17 protein-coding genes are annotated in these 18,629 nt (G+C 48.1%); 13 read left to right on the forward strand and 4 right to left on the reverse strand.

All coding sequences use genetic code 11. From position 1 onward, the window contains the following. The first annotated feature begins 44 nt into the window (after positions 1 to 44). From argB to FYJ59_RS00375, 13 genes are all read left to right on the forward strand, one after another. Entirely contained in the window at positions 45 to 929 is an 885-nt protein-coding gene (argB, locus tag FYJ59_RS00315; RefSeq protein ID WP_118693107.1) for an acetylglutamate kinase, read from the forward strand. A gap of 1 nt (position 930) precedes the next feature. Next, on the forward strand, positions 931 to 2,124 hold the full coding sequence (locus tag FYJ59_RS00320) for an aspartate aminotransferase family protein (RefSeq protein WP_235897860.1): 1,194 nt from the start codon (positions 931 to 933) through the stop codon (positions 2,122 to 2,124). Positions 2,125 to 2,140: 16 nt separating this feature from the next. Further along, a complete protein-coding gene (locus FYJ59_RS00325) occupies positions 2,141 to 3,592 on the forward strand; it encodes a sugar ABC transporter substrate-binding protein (protein ID WP_154494806.1) in 1,452 nt (483 codons plus the stop codon). A 67-nt stretch (positions 3,593 to 3,659) separates the two neighbouring features. Further along, positions 3,660 to 4,091, forward strand: coding sequence for a DMT family transporter (locus FYJ59_RS00330; protein WP_154494807.1), 432 nt, complete (start codon positions 3,660 to 3,662; stop codon positions 4,089 to 4,091). Positions 4,092 to 4,255: 164 nt separating this feature from the next. Continuing rightward, a complete protein-coding gene (locus tag FYJ59_RS00335; RefSeq protein WP_205839412.1) occupies positions 4,256 to 4,807 on the forward strand; it encodes a helix-hairpin-helix domain-containing protein in 552 nt (183 codons plus the stop codon). Positions 4,808 to 4,856: 49 nt separating this feature from the next. Next, positions 4,857 to 5,573, forward strand: coding sequence for a response regulator transcription factor (locus FYJ59_RS00340; RefSeq protein WP_154494809.1), 717 nt, complete (start codon positions 4,857 to 4,859; stop codon positions 5,571 to 5,573). 517 nt (positions 5,574 to 6,090) lie between these two features. After that, on the forward strand, positions 6,091 to 7,614 hold the full coding sequence (locus tag FYJ59_RS00345; protein WP_022153403.1) for a sensor histidine kinase: 1,524 nt from the start codon (positions 6,091 to 6,093) through the stop codon (positions 7,612 to 7,614). A gap of 14 nt (positions 7,615 to 7,628) precedes the next feature. Then, positions 7,629 to 8,549 carry a GerMN domain-containing protein gene (locus FYJ59_RS00350; RefSeq protein WP_154494810.1) on the forward strand — a complete coding sequence of 307 codons (921 nt, stop codon included), beginning with the start codon at positions 7,629 to 7,631 and terminating at the stop codon, positions 8,547 to 8,549. Between the two features lie 91 nt (positions 8,550 to 8,640). Further along, positions 8,641 to 11,286, forward strand: a complete 2,646-nt coding sequence (locus tag FYJ59_RS00355; protein WP_205839413.1) for a ComEC/Rec2 family competence protein — start codon at positions 8,641 to 8,643, stop codon at positions 11,284 to 11,286. A gap of 156 nt (positions 11,287 to 11,442) precedes the next feature. Further along, positions 11,443 to 12,390: a hypothetical protein gene (locus tag FYJ59_RS00360; protein WP_154494812.1), complete on the forward strand. Its 948-nt coding sequence runs from the start codon at positions 11,443 to 11,445 to the stop codon at positions 12,388 to 12,390. An 11-nt stretch (positions 12,391 to 12,401) separates the two neighbouring features. After that, positions 12,402 to 12,746 (forward strand): antibiotic biosynthesis monooxygenase family protein, encoded by a 345-nt coding sequence (locus FYJ59_RS00365; protein WP_154494813.1) that lies wholly within the window; start codon positions 12,402 to 12,404, stop codon positions 12,744 to 12,746. Positions 12,747 to 12,776: 30 nt separating this feature from the next. Beyond that, positions 12,777 to 13,295 (forward strand): GNAT family N-acetyltransferase, encoded by a 519-nt coding sequence (locus FYJ59_RS00370; RefSeq protein ID WP_154494814.1) that lies wholly within the window; start codon positions 12,777 to 12,779, stop codon positions 13,293 to 13,295. 107 nt (positions 13,296 to 13,402) lie between these two features. Further along, positions 13,403 to 13,960 (forward strand): NUDIX hydrolase, encoded by a 558-nt coding sequence (locus tag FYJ59_RS00375; RefSeq protein ID WP_154494815.1) that lies wholly within the window; start codon positions 13,403 to 13,405, stop codon positions 13,958 to 13,960. Between the two features lie 196 nt (positions 13,961 to 14,156). Here the strand turns inward: FYJ59_RS00375 and FYJ59_RS00380 are convergent, their stop codons facing one another. The 4 genes from FYJ59_RS00380 to FYJ59_RS00395 all read right to left on the reverse strand — a co-directional run bounded on the left by FYJ59_RS00380 (position 14,157) and on the right by FYJ59_RS00395 (position 18,585). Further along, positions 14,157 to 15,002 (reverse strand): hypothetical protein, encoded by an 846-nt coding sequence (locus FYJ59_RS00380; protein ID WP_118545563.1) that lies wholly within the window; start codon positions 15,000 to 15,002, stop codon positions 14,157 to 14,159. A gap of 201 nt (positions 15,003 to 15,203) precedes the next feature. Continuing rightward, positions 15,204 to 16,799, reverse strand: a complete 1,596-nt coding sequence (locus tag FYJ59_RS00385) for an ABC transporter substrate-binding protein (RefSeq protein WP_154494816.1) — start codon at positions 16,797 to 16,799, stop codon at positions 15,204 to 15,206. Then, positions 16,796 to 17,677, reverse strand: coding sequence for a carbohydrate ABC transporter permease (locus tag FYJ59_RS00390; RefSeq protein ID WP_154494817.1), 882 nt, complete (start codon positions 17,675 to 17,677; stop codon positions 16,796 to 16,798). Before FYJ59_RS00390 ends, FYJ59_RS00385 begins: the two co-directional genes overlap by 4 nt. Before the next feature lie 14 nt (positions 17,678 to 17,691). After that, positions 17,692 to 18,585 (reverse strand): carbohydrate ABC transporter permease, encoded by an 894-nt coding sequence (locus FYJ59_RS00395; RefSeq protein ID WP_118550628.1) that lies wholly within the window; start codon positions 18,583 to 18,585, stop codon positions 17,692 to 17,694. Between the last annotated feature and the right edge of the window lie 44 nt (positions 18,586 to 18,629).

Genomic DNA, 18,629 nt, shown 5'->3' on the forward strand with positions numbered 1-18,629 from the left:
GTGATGGGCGGATCAGATATCTGCGGAAAGGCATGGACAGAACAATGGAAAAAGATATGGAACAGGTAATGAAAAAAGCAGAAGTGCTGATCGAGGCGCTTCCTTACATACAGAAATTCAACCGCAAGATCATTGTGGTAAAATACGGCGGCAGTGCCATGAGCAACGAAGAACTGCAGAAAAACGTCATTAAGGATGTGACGCTGTTGAAGCTGGTAGGCTTCAAACCTATTATTGTGCATGGCGGTGGTAAGGAGATCAGCCGCTGGGTCGGCAAGGTCGGCAAAGAAGCAAAGTTCATCAACGGTCTGCGTGTCACTGACGAGGAGACCATGGAAATCGCCGAAATGGTACTGAACAAGGTGAATAAGAGCCTGGTGACCATGGTGGAAGAGCTCGGTGTCAAGGCGGTTGGTGTCAGCGGCAAGGATGGCGGACTCCTTCAGGTAGAGAAAAAATATTCCGACGGTCAGGACATCGGTTATGTGGGTGAGATCACCGGCGTAAATCCCGATATCCTCTTTGATATGCTGGAGAAGGATTACCTGCCCATCATCGCTCCCATCGGACTGGACAAGGATTATCATACTTACAATATCAATGCGGATGATGCCGCGTGCGCGATCGCAAAGGCAGTACATGCGGAGAAGCTGGCATTCCTGACAGATATCGAAGGCCTGTACAAGGATATCAACGACAAGTCCACCTTTATCTCCAGACTGACAGCCTCCGAGGCAGAGGGACTGATCCACGACGGTTACATCGGCGGTGGCATGCTGCCGAAGTTAAACAACTGTACTTCCGCTATCCGTAACGGTGTAAACCGCGTACATATCCTGGACGGACGTCTGGCACACTGCCTGCTACTGGAGATCTTCACTAATCAGGGTATCGGTACCGCGATCGTATCCGATGAGGAGGAAAAATAAAATGAGTGACACCATGAAAGAATATATTGCAGAAGCGGAAAAAGATCTGCTACATACCTATAACCGGTATCAGATCGTTCTGGATAAGGGCGATGGTGTGTATCTGTATGATATAGGTGGTAAAAAATATCTGGATTTTGTAGCGGGTATAGCCGTATTTGCACTGGGATATCAGAACAAAGCATACAACGATGCACTGAAAGCACAGATCGACAAGGTGATCCACACTTCCAACTATTATTATAATGTGCCCGCCATCGAAGCAGCACGAAAGATCAAAAAAGTATCCGGCATGGATCGGGTCTTTTTCACCAATTCCGGTGCGGAAGCGGTGGAGGGCGCCATCAAGGCAGCCAGAAAATACGCCTATCTGAAAGACGGCTGTACAGATCACGAGATCATTGCCATGAACCATTCTTTCCACGGCAGAACCATGGGTGCTCTGTCCGTGACGGGCAATCCTAAGTACCGTGAGGCATTCCAGCCTATGATCGGTCATATTAAATTCGCCGATCTGAATAATTTTCAGAGTGTGCTTGATCAGGTGACGGACAAGACCTGCGCTATCATTATGGAGACCGTGCAGGGCGAGGGTGGACTGTATCCCGCAACGGAAGAATTTTTGAATCAGGTACGGGATCTGTGCGACGAGAGGGATATCCTGCTGATCTTAGATGAGATCCAGTGTGGTATGGGCCGTACCGGTTACATGTATGCATGGCAGCGTTTTGGCGTGAAACCGGATATCATGACCTCTGCCAAGGCACTGGGTTGCGGTGTGCCGGTAGGTGCTTTTATGATGACGGAAAAGGTTGCACAGCATTCTCTGACCGCGGGAGATCACGGAACCACCTACGGTGGCAACCCATTGGCCTGCGCCGCTGTGGAAAAAGTGCTTGATTTATTCGAAGAGGACCATATAATAGAACATGTGAGAGAGGTAGCTCCTTATCTGGAACAGCGTCTGAATGAGCTGGCTGAAAAGTACGACTGTATTCAGGAACGTCGTGGTGTGGGCCTGATGCAGGGTCTGGTATTTGATCATCCGGTGGGAGATATCATTAACAGAGCATTGGAGAAGGGATTGATCCTGATCAATGCCGGTGCGGATATTATTCGTTTTGTACCTCCTCTCGTCATTACCAGAGAAAACGTGGACGAAATGATCGCTATTTTGGACACCTGTATCGAATAAGAGGTTTAAGGTAATTATGTTTTTGAAAAAAAGAATGATTGCTACAGCAGCTGTGATTGCCATGGCTGCTGCAGCTGTCTACGGAAGTACGCAGGAAATGAGCCAGACGCAGGATACCGGAGAACGTCTGCAGTTGTTTCGGGGGAAAGAGACCATCTACTGCTGGTATTCGGATGAAGCTCTGTCCGGCTATATCAATGCGGCAGCAGTGTCTTTCGGAGAACAGAACAAGGTCCGTGTGATCCCGGTGCTGACTTCCGACAGTGAATATCTGGAAGCGGTCAATCAGGAGACACTGCATTCCGATCAGATACCGGATATCTATCTGTTAAGCAGTGACTCCCTGGAGAAGGCATATCTGGCGGGTCTGGCGACAAAGGTGCCGGATACGGAGGGAATCTGCGATACGGATCATTTTTCCCGGGCAGCACTGGCAGCGGTGACCTATGACGATAAAATCATTGGTTATCCTGTGTATTTTGATACCAGTGCACTGGTATACAATGAAGATTATCTCCGCACCTGGGCGACACAACAGGCGGAAAAAGAGCTGTCCGGCAGCAGTGACAATGACGAACCGGTAGGAGAAGGTGAGGAGATCATCGAGGAAGATTCTCTTCCGGAGGATCAGACCACAGATCAGGTTACCGCGGACGAAGCAGCGGTAAACGCACTGGCGGAACAGTATTTCGCCAAGGCACTTCCCTCTACGGTGGACGATCTGTTGAACATTGCGGATACATTCGATGCACCGGAGGGCGTCGAAGGCGTCATGAAATGGGATGTGAACAATATCTTTTACAACTACTGGATCGTGGGTAATTACATGATCGTAGGCGGCGATCCCGGTGATGACAGAAATGATATCAACATCAACAATCCGGAGACCATACAGTGTCTGGAAGTATACAAGGCGCTGAACCAGTTCTTCTTCATTGAGTCAGATACCGTGACCTATGATTCCGTGATCCAGGACTTCATTGATGGCAAGACCATGTTTACCATCGGAACGACGGATGTGGTAAAGCGGCTGGAGGATGCAAAAGCAGACGGCAGTCTTACATTTAACTATGGAATTGCCCGTATGCCGGATGTCAGTGCAGAGCTTCAGAGCAGATCTTTGTCTGTTACCGGAGCGGCGGTGATCAATGGTTATTCGGAGCATAAGGAGCTTGCGGATCGTTTTGCAGCTTATCTGTCGGAAGAATATGCGGATGGACTGTATGAGCGTTCCGGTAAAATGCCTGCAAGCATTCATGCGGCGGAGAATGCGGATAATGGAGCACTTACGATTTTCGCCAATGAATATGCGGACAGCGTATCGCTTCCGAAAATGCTGGAGACAGGGAATTTCTGGATGCAGCTGGAAGTACTGTTTTCCAAGGTGTGGAACGGCGAGGATGTGACGACACTGGTGCAGCAGCTGGCGGACAATATGTCGCAGCAATTAGGAAATACAGAGAATTGACGAATCAGGAATGAAAGAACCGGTCCTGGGATAGACTACTACTAAAAAGAAAAGGTGGTAGAATCCTATGATCGGTTTTTTGATTGCTTTAGTCTCCGGAGCGCTGATGAGTATTCAGGGAGTATTCAATACCCAGGTCACAAAGGCTTCCGGTATCTGGACCGCAAGTGCATTTGTACAGTTCACGGCGTTGCTGGTATGCCTGGGAGCATGGCTGTGTACGGAGCGGACTTCCTTTCTGAAAATAGCGCAGGTGGAGCCGAAATATATGCTGCTTGGAGGTGCCATCGGTGCTTTTATTACCTATACGGTGATTCGGAGCATGGATGCCCTGGGACCGGCCAAAGCGGTGATGCTCATTGTGATCGCCCAGCTTGCTGTGGCATATATCATCGAGTTGTTCGGATGGTTCGGTGTGGAGAAGCAACCCTGGGAGTGGCGCAAGGCTGTTGGCATGGCAGTGGCAATCGGAGGTATCATAATTTTCAAGTGGAAATAAGCTGACAAACGGCTTGTAAATTCCGGATAATTCCAGTACAATGAAAGTTGACAGCATAGAGAGGCAATCCCCTGAGAGTGAACGACAGGAAGGGGACTATGATGGTTTTTAAATTTTTTTCGAAAATAAAATATAGGTGTTTGATCGGTTTGCTGGGATGCATCGTGTTATTTGTGACAGGCTGTGGGACAGCAGATGAGGCGATTGTGCTGATTCCACCCGGGGAATCCGTTGCGGAATTCCCGGAGCTGGAATCTGCGGAACAGGCTGCAGAGACCAGAGTGGTCGAGCCGCAGACAGTGTATGTCTATGTCTGTGGTGCGGTGCGGACACCGGGAGTCGTGGAGGTGCCGGAGGGCAGCCGAGCCGCGGAGGCATTGGAACTGGCCGGTGGCATGACAACGGAGGCGGATCCTTTTTATGTCAATCTGGCGGAAATCGTGACAGATGGACAGAAATTGTATTTTCCCACAGCATCGGAGGCGGAAGAACTAGAAGCTGCGGGGAAGGCGGCAGAAGAGGGACTCGTGAACATCAACACGGCATCCGCAGAGGAATTGTGTACGCTTCCGGGAATCGGAGCATCCAGGGCAGCGGATATTGTGCGCTACCGGGAGAAAAACGGTGCTTTTCAGACGAAGGAGGACATTATGAAGGTGTCCGGGATCAAACAGAATGCTTATGATAAGTTATGTGATAGGATTACGGTGCAATGAGAATATCACACACAGGGAATAGAAAGGTAAAATAAAGAGGTTAAGGAAGATGGCAGGCAAGAGAGTGCTGGTAGTGGATGATGAGAAGCTGATCGTGAAGGGAATCCGTTTCAGTCTGGAACAGGACAATATGGAAGTGGACTGTGCCTATGACGGAGAGGAAGCACTGGAGATGGCACATAACAAGGAATACGACATCATATTGCTGGATGTCATGCTTCCTAAACTGACAGGCTTTGAAGTCTGTCAGCAGATCCGGGAATTCTCGAATGTACCGGTGATCATGTTGACCGCCAAGGGCGATGATATGGATAAGATTCTGGGACTGGAATACGGTGCGGATGATTACATAACGAAGCCTTTCAATATTCTCGAGGTCAAGGCAAGAATTAAAGCTATCCTGCGCCGCATGGAGCCGAAGAAAACGTCCGCAGAGAGCGGCGGTATTCTCGAAAGCGGAGATCTGAAGTTGGATCGTGATGGCAGAAGAGCTTATATTCAGAGAAAAGAGATCGGCCTGACGGCCAAAGAGTTTGAGGTACTGGAGCTTCTGATGCTGAATCCGGACAAGGTATACAGCAGAGAAAATCTGTTAAAACTCGTATGGGGCACGGACTACCCCGGAGATGTACGCACCGTGGATGTGCATATCCGAAGACTGCGGGAGAAGATCGAATTGAACCCCAGTGAACCCAGATATGTCCATACCAAGTGGGGAGTCGGATACTATTTTAATGATAAACTCAGCCATGGACAGAATGCGTGACTGCTTGCAGGCAAAGCATTCTGTCCATGAGCTGAGTGAACGAACATGAGCAAGAAGGACGAAAGTCCGGAATGCGAATGGGCGTTGCGATTTCGAGAGTGCGGAGCACGGAGAAATCGTATATCATGTCATGGAGGAGAGAAGATGCGTGACTGCTTGCAGGCAAAGCATTCTGTCCATGAGCTGAGTGAACGAACATGAGCAAGAAGGACGAAAGTCCGGAATGCGAATGGGCGTTGCGATTTCGAGAGTGCGGAGCACGGAGAAATCGTATATCATGTCATGGAGGAGAGAAGATGCGTGACTGCTTGCAGGCAAAGCATTCTGTCCATGAGCTGAGTGAACGAACATGAGCAAGAAGGACGAAAGTCCGGAATGCGAATGGGCGTTGCGATTTCGAGAGTGCGGAGCACGGAGAAATCGTATATCATGTCATGGAGGAGAGAAGATGCGTGACTGCTTGCAGGCAAAGCATTCTGTCCATGAGCTGAGTGAACGAACATGAGGTTTTTATATTGTGAAGAAATGGAATAAAGAACGATTCGCGACGATATGGGAAAATCTGGAGAGCATGATCAAACTGCGAAGTCTGCGGGCAAGAATTTTCCTGCTGATTCTGGTGATCGGTCTGGTCCCCTGTATTGTCATGCGACACGGTATCGTGAGCAATTATGAGGATATGGCGGTGGAACAGCGGATCACGGTGGTGCAGAACCAGTTGATGATCCTGGCGAATCACCTGGTCAGCAACAATTATTTGAGCAGCCACGGTGTCAGAGAGGATACCGGCAATTCCCGAGAGGTCATCAATGCGGAGCTGGAGATGCTGTCCAATCTGTACGAAGGCCGTGTGATGATCATTAACAAAAACTTTAAGGTGGAAAAAGATACCTACGGCATCAGTGAGGGGAAGACGATCATTTCCGAGGAAGTCATTAAGTGTTTTCAGGGGGAAAATATCTCTCACTACGACCCGGAGCACGGTTACATAGAGATGACTACTCCCATCATGGATACCACAGCCAATACCACGGACGAGAACGGCAAAAAAAATCCCGATGCGATCCGAGGTGTCATGCTGACCAGTATTTCTAATGACAGTATTGTAAATGCCAGGGAAGTGTTGAACCGCAAGGCATATATCATGGAAGTGATCATGATCGTGGCAATCCTGGCGCTGGCAATTCTGCTGTCCAGAGTGCTGACGATGCCTTTCAACAGAGTTACCCAGGCGATCAATGCGGTGAGGGAAGGATTCAGTGATGAGACCATCTCTGTGCCTGATTATGTGGAGACGGTACATATCGTGGATGCTTTTAACCAACTGTTGAAGCGCATGAAAGCACTGGACGACTCGAGACAGGAATTTGTAGCTAATGTGTCCCACGAACTGAAGACTCCCATGACATCCATCAAAGTACTGGCGGATTCCCTGCTGGCACAGGACGACGCTCCTGCGGAGCTGTATCGTGAGTTCATGGAAGACATTACATCCGAAATCGATAGAGAGAATCAGATCATCACGGACCTGTTGGCACTGGTGAAGATGGATAAAAAGGTACAGGACCTGAACATTGTATCATTGAATATCAATGATCTGACAGAATTGATCCTGAAAAGACTGCGTCCTATCGCCCGGAAAAAAGATGTGGAAGTCGTATTTGAGAGCGTTCGCCCCGTAGTAGCGGAAGTTGATGAGGTCAAGATGACGCTGATCATGACGAATCTGGTAGAAAATGCCATCAAATACAACAAGGATCATGGCTGGGTAAAGGTGGTACTGGATGCGGATCACCAGTATTTTACTTTTGAAGTCAGCGATTCCGGAATCGGTATTCCGGAGGAATCCCTGGCACACATCTGCGAGCGTTTTTATCGTGTGGACAAGTCCCATTCCAGAGAGATCGGAGGAACCGGACTGGGGCTGGCGATCACGAAGAGTGCGGTGCTGATGCACAAAGGATCCCTTACGGTGACCAGTACAGAAGGACAGGGATCCTGTTTCCTGGTGAAGATTCCGCTAATGTATATAGCGTCTTAGAAGGACTGTGAATTATGAAGAAAATAGTAAGTTATATGATGACAGGAATATTGCTGTTGTCGTTTTTGTTGACTGGATGTGGTTCGCCAGAACCCCAGACCGGGAAGAAAGTGTCCATGTATTATATCAATACAGCGGAGACGAAGGTTGAGGTACATGAACAGTATCTGAACACGAAGACTTTGGACGAACAGTTGGATGAGACCATGAGGTATCTCTCGACGACTCCGGAAAAGCTGGAATATAAGGCACCTTTGGATATGGGATTCCGGGTCCTGAATTATGAAGTAGAAGATGGGAAATTACTGATCAACGTAGACAAGGCGTATTCGGAACTGTCTCCCACCACGGAGGTGCTGGTGCGTGCGGCCATCGTAAGAACGCTTACGCAGCTGCCCAATGTGAAGTATGTGGGCATTACCGTAGAGGACAGCCAGTTGTACGATAATGCCGGGGAGCTGGTAGGCTGGATGAATACCGATCAGTTCATCAATAATGACGGTAACGAGATCAATACCTACGAACTGGTGAAGGTAAAGCTGTATTTTGCCAATGCGGCTGGGGATAAACTGATCGCTTCATACAGAGAAAAGCATTATTCCACCAATACACCTCTGGAGCGTTTTGTAGTGGAAGAGCTGATCGCCGGTCCCAGCGGACAGATCGAGGGATTATATCCGGTGATCAATCCGGAGACGAAGATCGTCAATATTCTGACTAAGGATGGAATCTGTTATGTAAATCTGGATTCCAATTTCCTCACGGTGATAAATAACGTATCCACGGAAGTGGCAGTTTACTCTATCGTGAATTCGCTGGTAGAATTTGACAATATCAATAAAGTACAGATTCTGGTCAATGGCGAAGTGCCGCCTACTTTCAGCAATTCCACGTTTGAAAGAAACCTGGATTATGTTACGACATTGGAACAGTAAATATTTACGGATATGGATTGCTTTGCGTTTTATCGCAGAGACAGTCCGTTCTGTGGTGCAGGCGCGTAAGACGTATGCAGAAAGGAATTTAATGAGACGACCACTTTTTACAGTGTGTTTGTGTCTCGTGACAATAATCGCAATAATGAGAATACTGGCAGGGGTGGGAACCGGTGAAGATACCGGCCTGCCGCCTGACGGAAGTCCGGTGAAGATCACGGGACGGATAGACACAAGAAGTTCTGAAGAAATTATTCTAAAATCAATTTCTATTATTCAAAACGATCAAGAATATTCCTATTCTGGAAAAATACAATGTGAACTGGAAAATATGAAAACGGCAATGATCACTGCAGGTGCTGTAACCGAAGAAGAGAAAACCCTTAAGATCGGGCAACAGATCGTTCTGGAAGGGACTTTTGCTTTGTTTTCGACCGCGACCAATCCGGGAGAATTTGATGCGCAGGCATACTATGCGGTCAAGGGTATTGGCGGCAGAGTACGGAAGGCACAGATTCTGGCCGCAGGGGAGAAGTACAGCTTTTTGCGGGAAAAACTGTATGGATTCCGGCAGGTATTGCATGACAGGCTTGCAGAAGTTTTTCCTGCGAAAGAAGCCTCCGTTATGCAGACATTGCTGCTTGGGGAGAAGGAGGAACTGGACGCGGAGGTAAAGGCGCTGTATCAGAAAAACGGAATTGCCCATATCTTAAGTATTTCGGGATTACATATTACTCTGCTTGGAATGGGGGTATACCGGTTGCTTAAGAGACTGGGGTTACCTGTCAGGGCGGCAGCAGTGGGTGGTGCAATGCTGCTTCTTATATATGGTGTGATGGTGGGCATGAGTGTGTCTGCCAGCCGTGCCATCGGAATGTATCTGTTGCAGATGCTCGGGATATTTGTGGGCAGGACTTATGACATGTTGACAGGGCTGGGACTGATGGCACTATTGCTCGTCTTACAGGAACCGGAGCGACTTTTTGATGTGAGCTTTTTAATGTCCTTCGGAGCGGTGCTGGGGATCTGCATTCTGACGCCGGTGTTTTCCGGGGGTTGTTTGGAAAGGGATGCAGATGCGGAGTCAGAAGTCAAAGGGATATCGACATGGCTTCGTACCGTGGCAGATATTCTGGGTGATTCCGCCTATGAGAGAAACAAGTACCGGGAAGGCTGGCGCAAGGTGGCGTATGAAGAAATTCGCCGTATGGTGTCTGCGGTCAAAGGAGACTTTGCTGCCAGTGTGGGAGTCATCCTGTTTACACTGCCCGTACAGTTATGGTTTTTCTATGAGATCCCAGTCTATTCGGTACTGTTGAATCTATTGGTGCTGCCATTTATGAGTGCGGTAGTGGCGGGGGGAATCCTGTCGTTGATTCCGGGACTTGGTATTGTGGGGACGGTGGATTGTCTGATCCTGTGGTGGTATGAGTGGATCTGTGAAAGATTCGGAGAACTGCCGGGAGCGGTATGGTGTGTGGGGCAGCCTGAGAGATGGCAGATTGCTTGTTATTATGCCGGGATATTTCTGCTGGTCTTCGGCAGAAAATATGTGGAAGCATGGAAGAAACGGGGAACGTATGGGGAGGAAAATATCCCGGGAGACAGGCTGCATTCTGCGAGAACCCCATGGTGTCTTATAACGAGAGGAGCGGATGAAAGCATCAGGAATAGAAAAAGGGATTGTAAGGGAGAGATGATGCATAGGAATAGAGTCCCGCACCTGATCGCAGCTGTGATGATCCTAGGATTATTGATTGGTTTGCTCACAGGAAATTTTGATTGTGGGAGTCGCGTGACTTTCCTGGATGTTGGGCAGGGCGACGGCATCGTGGTGGAGACTGGGCAGGGAGCCTATCTTTTCGACTGTGGCAGCACCAGCCGGAAGAACATCGGTGAATATGTGCTGAAGCCTTATCTCAAGAGCCGTGGCATTTCATCTCTTCGCGGTGTATTTGTTTCCCACCCTGATGAAGACCATATGAATGGAGTATTGGAATTGATGGAGAACGGTGAGGAATGGGGGATTACTGCGGAGCAGTTGTTCCTACCGGCAATCCGAGAGTCGGAGCGCAGGGAAACCTTTGAGCAGCTGCTTGCAGCGGCGGAGGATGCCGGGATACCGGTAAGCTACATAAAATGCGACGATGAGATCAGAGACAGTCAACTTAGGTTGCTGTGTCTGCACCCGGAGGAGAATACGACCCTTGCAGATGCCAACGCCTATTCGGAATGCTTTTATGTGGAGGTATTTGCGAAGAAGATGAAGCAGGAAGCAATAGACGACAGGAAAGCCAATGACGCAAGTGGGGCATCTGCCATTGGGAAGATCAGCATTCTTCTGACCGGGGATGTGGAAGGAGAAGGGGAACAGCAATTGACGCAGAAATTGCAGGCGTTGCAGGAATCCCAGTCGCTACAGGAATCGCAGTCGCTACAGACAACCAGGAGATTGCAGGAACAGCGCGGACAGAGGGAGTCCAGGGTAGATATACTGAAGGTAGCTCATCATGGCTCCGGCTATTCCACCGGCACTGAGTTTCTTGCCACCGCCAGTCCTGCCACCGCGATTATATCCTGTGGCCGCAACAATTCCTATGGACATCCCCATGCCGAGACGCTGCAGCGATTAGAGGACGCCCGGGTTCCCTGGTATGGCACCATGGACTACGGAGCCCTGACAGTGACTGTCGATTCTCATGGGAATCGCCTGCGTGGGTACCTGAGGCGGAAATAAGACGTGATACCCATGGAGCATGAAAAGTGTGGGTATGAGAGACAGGAAGAAGGCATGATACCCATGGAGCATGAAAAGTGTGGGTATGAGAGGCAGGAAGAAGGCATGATACCCACGGTGCTTGAAAAGTGTGGGTATGAGAGACAGGAAGAAGGCATGATACCCACGGCGCATGAAAAGTGTGGGTATGAGAGGCAGGAAGAAGGCATGATACCCACGGCATTTGAAAGGCGTGGGTATGAGAGGCAGGAAGAAACTGAAATACGATCGCTTCTTAGAAAATATGGGTATATGCAATACAACAATAGAAGGGAGAATCATATGTTTGCGAATTATTGGGAGATACAAAATCGTGTAAAGTACATCAAGGAAGAATTAAGTCATATAGAAGCTGTGGAAAAGGAAATGCCTGCGGGAGAACTTATTGTAGCAAAGAATAATAAGAACTATAAGTGGTATTTTCATAATCAGAATACCACGATATATTTGCCGAAGAAAGAAATTGAACTTGCTAAGAAATTAACATTAAAAAAATATTACCAGTTGCGTAAGGAAGAATTACAAAGAGAGTTGCAGGCATGCCAGATGTATATGCAGAAGGCGGATTGTAAGAAAGATATGTTGGAAAAAATGTTGGACAATGCGGAATATGAACGGCTTTTAGGAGGACGAAGACATTCTGTTAAAAAAGAGCTAGAGAATTGGATGAATGAAAAATATGAGAAAAATGGCAGTCATCCTGAGAACCTGATTGTAAAAGGAACACAGGGAAAATTTCTGCGTTCGAAGTCAGAGGCTATTATGGATAAGGTCTTGTACACAAATGGAATTCCCTTTCGATATGAAGATAAACTCGTCCTCGAGAACACTTTTTTGTATCCGGATTTTACGGCCAGGCACCCTAAAACGGGACAGGTATATTATTGGGAACATTTTGGATTGATGGATCAGCCGGAGTATATAAACAGAGCTTGTCAAAAAATAAAATTGTATTGTGAAAACGGAATTATACCAGGGATAAATCTGATTCTGACATATGAGACAAAAGAGAATCCCTTGTCAATTGATCAGGTGGAAAAAATAGTGAAAGAATATTTCCTATAGAAAAGGATATTATGGTACAATTTATAAGAAAACATTCCAAGGAAGGGGAAATTGATATGAAGCACCTGATCATTGTAAAGTTTAAAGAAAATGTATGGGTCAGGGAAAGCGAGGCGAGCAGGAAAATGCTTGCGGATATCCGGGAAATCTTCGATCAGACGCAGCAGATCGAAGGTGTCCATACAGTGAATATTTATGAAAATGTGACGCCGAGACCGAACCGGCATGATCTGATGATCGAGATGGAGATGGATCCGGAGGTGCTGCCTGTATACGATGCTTGCGCAGCTCATCAGGAATGGAAGGCAAAATACGGGGACGCTATTCAGTCCAAGACTATCTTTGATTATGAATAAAATTTGTAACCTTGCGAAGAGGAGTCAGTTATGGAAGAATTTGATATCAAAGAAGCTACGCCGAAAGATGCGGAGAAGATCATCGCATATTTAGCACAGGTAGGTGGAGAGACAGATTATCTGTCCTTTGGAAAAGAAGGGCTTCCTATTTCGATAGAAGAGGAAGAGAAATTTATACAGAATATAAATAAGGAGGAACATTCCGTTCTCTATGTAGTATGGGAAAATGGAGAGATCATCGGAGATGCCAGCCTAAGCGGATTCTCCAGAAGGATGAGCCACCGCGCCGAATTCGGAATCTCTGTGGTCAAGTCGGAATGGGGGCAGGGAATTGGTAGTGCGCTGTTACAGAAATGCATTATGTATGCTAAAGAACATGCGATAGAACTGATCAATCTGGAAGTCCGAAGCGATAATATACGCGCTATTCATGTCTATGAGAAATATGGCTTCCGGAAAATAGGGACCTCACCGGCGTATTATAAGATGGACGGAACATATTATGATTTCGATCTGATGGTATTAGACCTGAGAAGGGAAAGGCGGTAGTTATCGTTATCGCTGCGGCCGTCATCGCGAAGACCATCGAAGGGGAGGCGGCAATATCGGAGAGAAACCCAGAGGACTACAAAGAAACACAAAGGAGCCATAACACCATGGAAATATTTGACATCGTAGATGAAAAAGGAATTCCCACAGGGGAGACCATAGAACGCACACAGGCGCATGAAAAAGGTGTCCGCCACAGAACCGCCCATATCTGGATCGTGAGGGAACAGGACGGAAAAGCCCAGCTGTTATTGCAGAAGCGTTCCGCTGAGAAAGACAGTTTTCCGGGGCGGTTCGATACCTCTTCTGCCGGGCATATTCAGGCGGGGGACGAGCCGGAAGAGTCCGCAATCCGGGAACTTCACGAAGAACTGGGAATCCGGGCAGCAAAGGAGGATCTTACATTCGCCGGACGTTTTGATATTCAATACGAAAAAGAATTCTATGGAAAAATGTTCCGTGACAATGAAGTGGCATTCGTCTACATGTACACCAAGCCTGTAGATGCTAAAAAGCTTACCCTGCAAAAAGAGGAAGTGGAGAGCGTGGAGTGGTTCGATATGGAGGAACTGGACGCCGCATTGCAGCCTCCCAGAGACCAAAGGTTCTGCGTCCCTATGGAGGGCTTCCAGATTGCAAAACAATGGTGGGAGAGCAGAAGATAATTAAACTGTCTCTACAGGTCTGACTGGCAGACAGAATTGCAGCACATGAGAGAGATGATCTCCACGCCGGAGTTTTTGGTGTATTACGATGCCATACAGCAGGCAACGGAAGAATTCAGACAGGCAGAGTAAAAAAAGAGCTGCCCTCATAATGAGGACAACTCTTTTATTTTAATAAGATTTTCACCAGATGAAATTACTTCACAGTTACGGAAGTGATGTGAGGGTTCACACCTTCGTACCAGTACAGGAAGCCTTCCATATCAACAGTGTCACCGATCTTTAAGTTCTTTACAGCATTGTAAACATCGGTGGTGTTGTCGCACAGATAAGACTCAACGGTGAAGGTATAGGTCTGACCATTCAGAGATACGTTGAAGTACAGGTCGTTACCGTCTTCGCCGGAACCGTCCCAGTTGTACAGGAAAGCAACGTCATTGCCGTCAGCATCCTGACCAGCAGCTTCTACGGTCATGCCCTTGAAAGCTACGAACTGGTTCTGGTAGTTGATCAGATCATCGGTACCTAACAGATCGGTCACATCGGTAACGGGAGCAATGTAGCTGCCCTCTTCGATCTCGAAGGTAGCACCTTCAGCGATCTCTACTTCACCGGACCACTCGGTCTTATAACCGGTTACTTTGATCTTGGTACCGGGTACCAGCTTTGCATAATCCTCTTCGGAACATGCGGCATTATAAATGAAGTAAGCACCGTCCTGGTCCTGGGTGTACAGGGTAGCCTTGTCTTCCCACCAGGACTGTTTAGCCTGAACATAAGCCTCAATCACAACTTCGGAATCGAGATCAGCAGCCATGTACTCTTCATAGGTCATAACACCCTCGGACTTCTCATCAGCAACAGCTTCAGCAGCCTCGGTAGAAGCTTCTGTAGCAGCTTCGGTAGTAGCAGCTTCGGTAGCAGCCTCAGTGGTGGCAGCAGCGGTAGATTCAGTAGCAACGTCTGCATTGCTGTTTCCACATGCAGCGAGAGACAGAACCAAAGCCATAGCCATGGTTAATGCAAGTGTCTTTTTTTTCATAATAATCCTCCATTCCTGCGCTTTGTGGCGCATATGGGTCTGTGCAGATACACAGACATCTCCTCAATTTATCCGGTGCGATCAGACACCGAACAGTTCTATTATACCTGAAACACAAGATAAATCAAGGCTTTTTGCAAAAAGAGCCCCATCCGCAGGAGAAATACCATCAGAAGCTATCTTACGAATGGGGCTGAAAAATTACTTTTTTCTGTTTTTTAAATATTCTCGCCCTACATACAGGAGAATCAGAACCCAGGTGACTGCAAGTGTGCTTAACAGGATCACGGAAGTCCGGGGCATGGCACCAAGTTCCTTTTTGCCGAAGGAGGCGTCACTTCCCTGGCCGAGACGGTACAGGCTCTCCACATCACTGTAAAGCTTTTGCATGTAGGCATCATCCACAGTCTCTTTTCTGCGGGTGGACTTCACTACGTTTTCAATCAACTGTCCGGAAGCATCACGTAAGGATGCGGAACCGTTAAATACCGGTGTGACAAAAGTATTGTCCACATGATCCAAAAGTAGTTTGGAAGCTTCAATCTTCACTGCATAATGTGTACCGTTATCCGCACCGCATTCGGACAGATACTCCTGATACTCTGCGGAGTTCTGTGCCTTAGAGGTTACAGGTACATAACCTTCTGTCTCGGAATAAGCGATCTGCACATCGTTGGTGAGCAGATACTGGGCAAACAGCCAGGATGCCAGTACTTCCTGAGAGTCCGATTTATTGAAAACGCAGACGGAAGGACCCTGAGAGATCATTTCGGGATGCTCCGGGTCAAACTGGGGAATCATCCGCACGGCGGTCTCAAACTGCACCAGAGAATCCTCGCTGATATCCGACAGCGGAGCGTCCGTACCCATCCAGGTGGCTCCGGCAGTGGAATCAATGGCGAAAATACATTGCCCGGCATTCAGGAAGTTCGCAGGATAACCGGAGATCTTGAAGGTGGAAAAGGCACCGCTCTTTACATGTCCGGCAATACCATACAGGAGATCCGTGGTGGTATCGTTGAAAAGTTCAATGCTGCCGTCAGCCGTGGAATATCCTGCGTTCTTTTGCTTTAACATCTGGATCATCATGTTGTCGGTGGACTTGTAGATAAACGGGATCAGTACATTCTGCCCATTGATCACATAGGTGCCGTCCGCATTCTGGGCGGTGGCAGCCTCGGAGACTTCCCAGATGAAATCCCAGGTCAGTACATCCGGCAGAGTATATCCAAGATTTTCCACGTAGGTCTTATTCACGTAGCAGGCTTCGGTGGAACGCATGTAAGGTACGGCATAGTAATGACCGTCGATGGAGCATTCATTCAGAAACTGGGGAATGACTTCTTCTCTGGCAGGACCGTCATAGGCAAGCTCCGTGCCGCCCAGACCGTATTTCTCATCGGCAAACAGGTCATCCAGAGGAACTACGGTATTCTGCCCGGTGAGGTAGGTGGCAATGTGATCCGGGTAGGTGATGCAGACATTGGGTGTCGTATTGGTGGAAATATTGGTAATGACATCGTTGTAAATTTTGCCGTAATCCGTGTATAGATTCAGGTTCACCGTGATATTGGGATACAAGGCTTCAAAATCTGCAATGGCTTTTTTGTAGATTTCCGTCTGGGTTTTGTTGGTATCGTTTTTCGCCCAGAAAGTGATCTCATAGTTTCTGGAAGTATCGAATTCCTCCGGAACAGTGAATTCCGGCAGCCCCTTGGACCCATGGCAGCCGGTCAGAGACAGGGACAGAGTGCCCAGGGCACATACGAGTGCCAGCTTTTTGCTAAATTGACTCATCCTTTGGTACCTCCTCTGGCAACACCTGCCATGACTTTTTTACGGAATACGAGGAACAACACCACCAGAGGAACGGAGATCACGACCACCGCAGCCATCATGGCAGGGATGTTCTCTCTGCCGAAACCATTCTCACGGATCTCCTGGATACCGTTGGACACCAGATAGTAATCCGGATCATCGGTGATCAGTCTGGGCCACACATAGGAGTTCCAGCATTCAATAACCTTCAGGATCACGATGGTGATCAGCGTGGGCTTGCAGATGGGCACCATGACCTTGCGCAGATATCGCAGATCGGAAGTACCGTCCACCTTGGCGGCATAATACAGCTCGTCCGGAATCTGTGCGAAATTCTCTCGCAGCAGATAGATATAAAATACGCTGGTCACGGAAGGCAGGATCAGGCCGGTGAAGGTATTACGCAGATCCAGGTTCGTGATAGTGGTGAAATTCGTAATGACCACCAGCTCGTTTGGAATCATCATCAGGGATAAAAATAACGTAAAGATCAGATCTTTTCCGGCAAAGTTCAACCTTGCAAACGCGAAGGCTGCCAGAGTGATGACCACCAGCATAATGGCAGTGGTGACCACAGTGAAAAACAAAGTGTTCCACAGGTATCTTCCCAGAGAAACAGTGGTAAAAGCGTCCACGTAGTTCTGCAGAGTGGGAGACAGGGTGAAAAATTTCGGAATATATTCCGCATTATAGGAGCCGTAGCTTTTTACGGAGGTCAGTACCATCCAGTAAAAAGGGAACAGTACGATCAGCGCCCACAGACACAGAAAAAAGTAGATGATCCCATTACGGATATTGCCGCAGATCCGGGTGCGCTTTTCTTGTTTTTTATAATCAGATGTAACATCAGACATCATAAAGACCTCCTTTCCTATACATAGTGGACATGCTTTTTGCTGACCAGCAGATTGATGCAGGTGATGGTCAGGACGATGGCAAACAGCAGGATCGCCGCAGCGGAAGCATAGGAAGGATATCCGCCACTGTCGCCGTAGAGCATGTCGTAGACGTAGCCGACGATAGTATTCATCTCTGCGGCATTTAAGTTCGTGCCGAAGAGTGCCACGGCATCACTGTAGGCTTTGAATGCGCCGATAAAGCCGGTGATGATCAGGTAGAATACCATGGGGGAGATCATGGGCAGTGTGATCTTGGTGAACATCCGGAAACGGGAAGTGCCGTCCACTCTTGCCGCATTGTAGTACATGGGGTTCACACTGGCGAGAGCACTGGTCAGGATCAGGATCTTAAAGGGCATAACGATCCAGATGGTGTAAAAGCACAGCACGAACATTTTCGCCCAGTAGGGTCCGTCGATGAAATCCACGGAGCTACCGCCGAAAAACTGGATCAGTAGATTGATCAGACCGTCGGAGTAAGGAGTTTTTTTGAAAAGAATCATGAAGACCAGACCGACCGCCAGAGTATTGGTCACATAGGGCAGGAAAAATATGGTCTGGAACAGATCCCGCAGCGGTTTGATGGAGCTTAAGGCGGCGGAGATCAAAAGCGCCAGTCCGGTGGAGACCGGAACGGTGATGATGACCAGAATAAAGGTATTTTTCAATGCCTGTAAAAAGTACGGATCGTGGAGCACATAGGAGTAATTGTACATGCCTATGCCGTAAAAGGTCTGGGATGCAGAATTGTAACCCTCTTCAAAGGAGTACACGAATACGTCGATAAGAGGATAGATCATAAAAGCACCCAGAAACAGGAATGCCGGCAATAGATAGAGCCAGGCTTTCATATTTTGTTTTTCCATAAGAAACCTCAATTCTTTCTGCAGCCCATGAATACCGCCGGACT

It is taken from the genome of Waltera intestinalis, from assembly GCF_009695995.1.
Classification (GTDB): Bacteria; Bacillota; Clostridia; order Lachnospirales; family Lachnospiraceae; genus Acetatifactor; species Acetatifactor intestinalis.

What these genes read in the sequence shown, in the direction of transcription:
- argB (WP_118693107.1), top strand. Translation starts at nt 45, where the DNA reads ATGGAAAAAGATATGGAACAGGTAATGAAAAAAGCAGAAGTGCTGATC.
- FYJ59_RS00320 (WP_235897860.1), top strand. Translation starts at nt 931, where the DNA reads ATGAGTGACACCATGAAAGAATATATTGCAGAAGCGGAAAAAGATCTG.
- FYJ59_RS00325 (WP_154494806.1), top strand. Translation starts at nt 2,141, where the DNA reads ATGTTTTTGAAAAAAAGAATGATTGCTACAGCAGCTGTGATTGCCATG.
- FYJ59_RS00330 (WP_154494807.1), top strand. Translation starts at nt 3,660, where the DNA reads ATGATCGGTTTTTTGATTGCTTTAGTCTCCGGAGCGCTGATGAGTATT.
- FYJ59_RS00340 (WP_154494809.1), top strand. Translation starts at nt 4,857, where the DNA reads ATGGCAGGCAAGAGAGTGCTGGTAGTGGATGATGAGAAGCTGATCGTG.
- FYJ59_RS00350 (WP_154494810.1), top strand. Translation starts at nt 7,629, where the DNA reads ATGAAGAAAATAGTAAGTTATATGATGACAGGAATATTGCTGTTGTCG.
- FYJ59_RS00355 (WP_205839413.1), top strand. Translation starts at nt 8,641, where the DNA reads ATGAGACGACCACTTTTTACAGTGTGTTTGTGTCTCGTGACAATAATC.
- FYJ59_RS00360 (WP_154494812.1), top strand. Translation starts at nt 11,443, where the DNA reads ATGATACCCACGGCGCATGAAAAGTGTGGGTATGAGAGGCAGGAAGAA.
- FYJ59_RS00365 (WP_154494813.1), top strand. Translation starts at nt 12,402, where the DNA reads ATGGTACAATTTATAAGAAAACATTCCAAGGAAGGGGAAATTGATATG.
- FYJ59_RS00370 (WP_154494814.1), top strand. Translation starts at nt 12,777, where the DNA reads ATGGAAGAATTTGATATCAAAGAAGCTACGCCGAAAGATGCGGAGAAG.
- FYJ59_RS00375 (WP_154494815.1), top strand. Translation starts at nt 13,403, where the DNA reads ATGGAAATATTTGACATCGTAGATGAAAAAGGAATTCCCACAGGGGAG.
- FYJ59_RS00380 (WP_118545563.1), bottom strand. Translation starts at nt 15,002, where the DNA reads ATGAAAAAAAAGACACTTGCATTAACCATGGCTATGGCTTTGGTTCTG.
- FYJ59_RS00385 (WP_154494816.1), bottom strand. Translation starts at nt 16,799, where the DNA reads ATGAGTCAATTTAGCAAAAAGCTGGCACTCGTATGTGCCCTGGGCACT.
- FYJ59_RS00390 (WP_154494817.1), bottom strand. Translation starts at nt 17,677, where the DNA reads ATGATGTCTGATGTTACATCTGATTATAAAAAACAAGAAAAGCGCACC.
- FYJ59_RS00395 (WP_118550628.1), bottom strand. Translation starts at nt 18,585, where the DNA reads ATGGAAAAACAAAATATGAAAGCCTGGCTCTATCTATTGCCGGCATTC.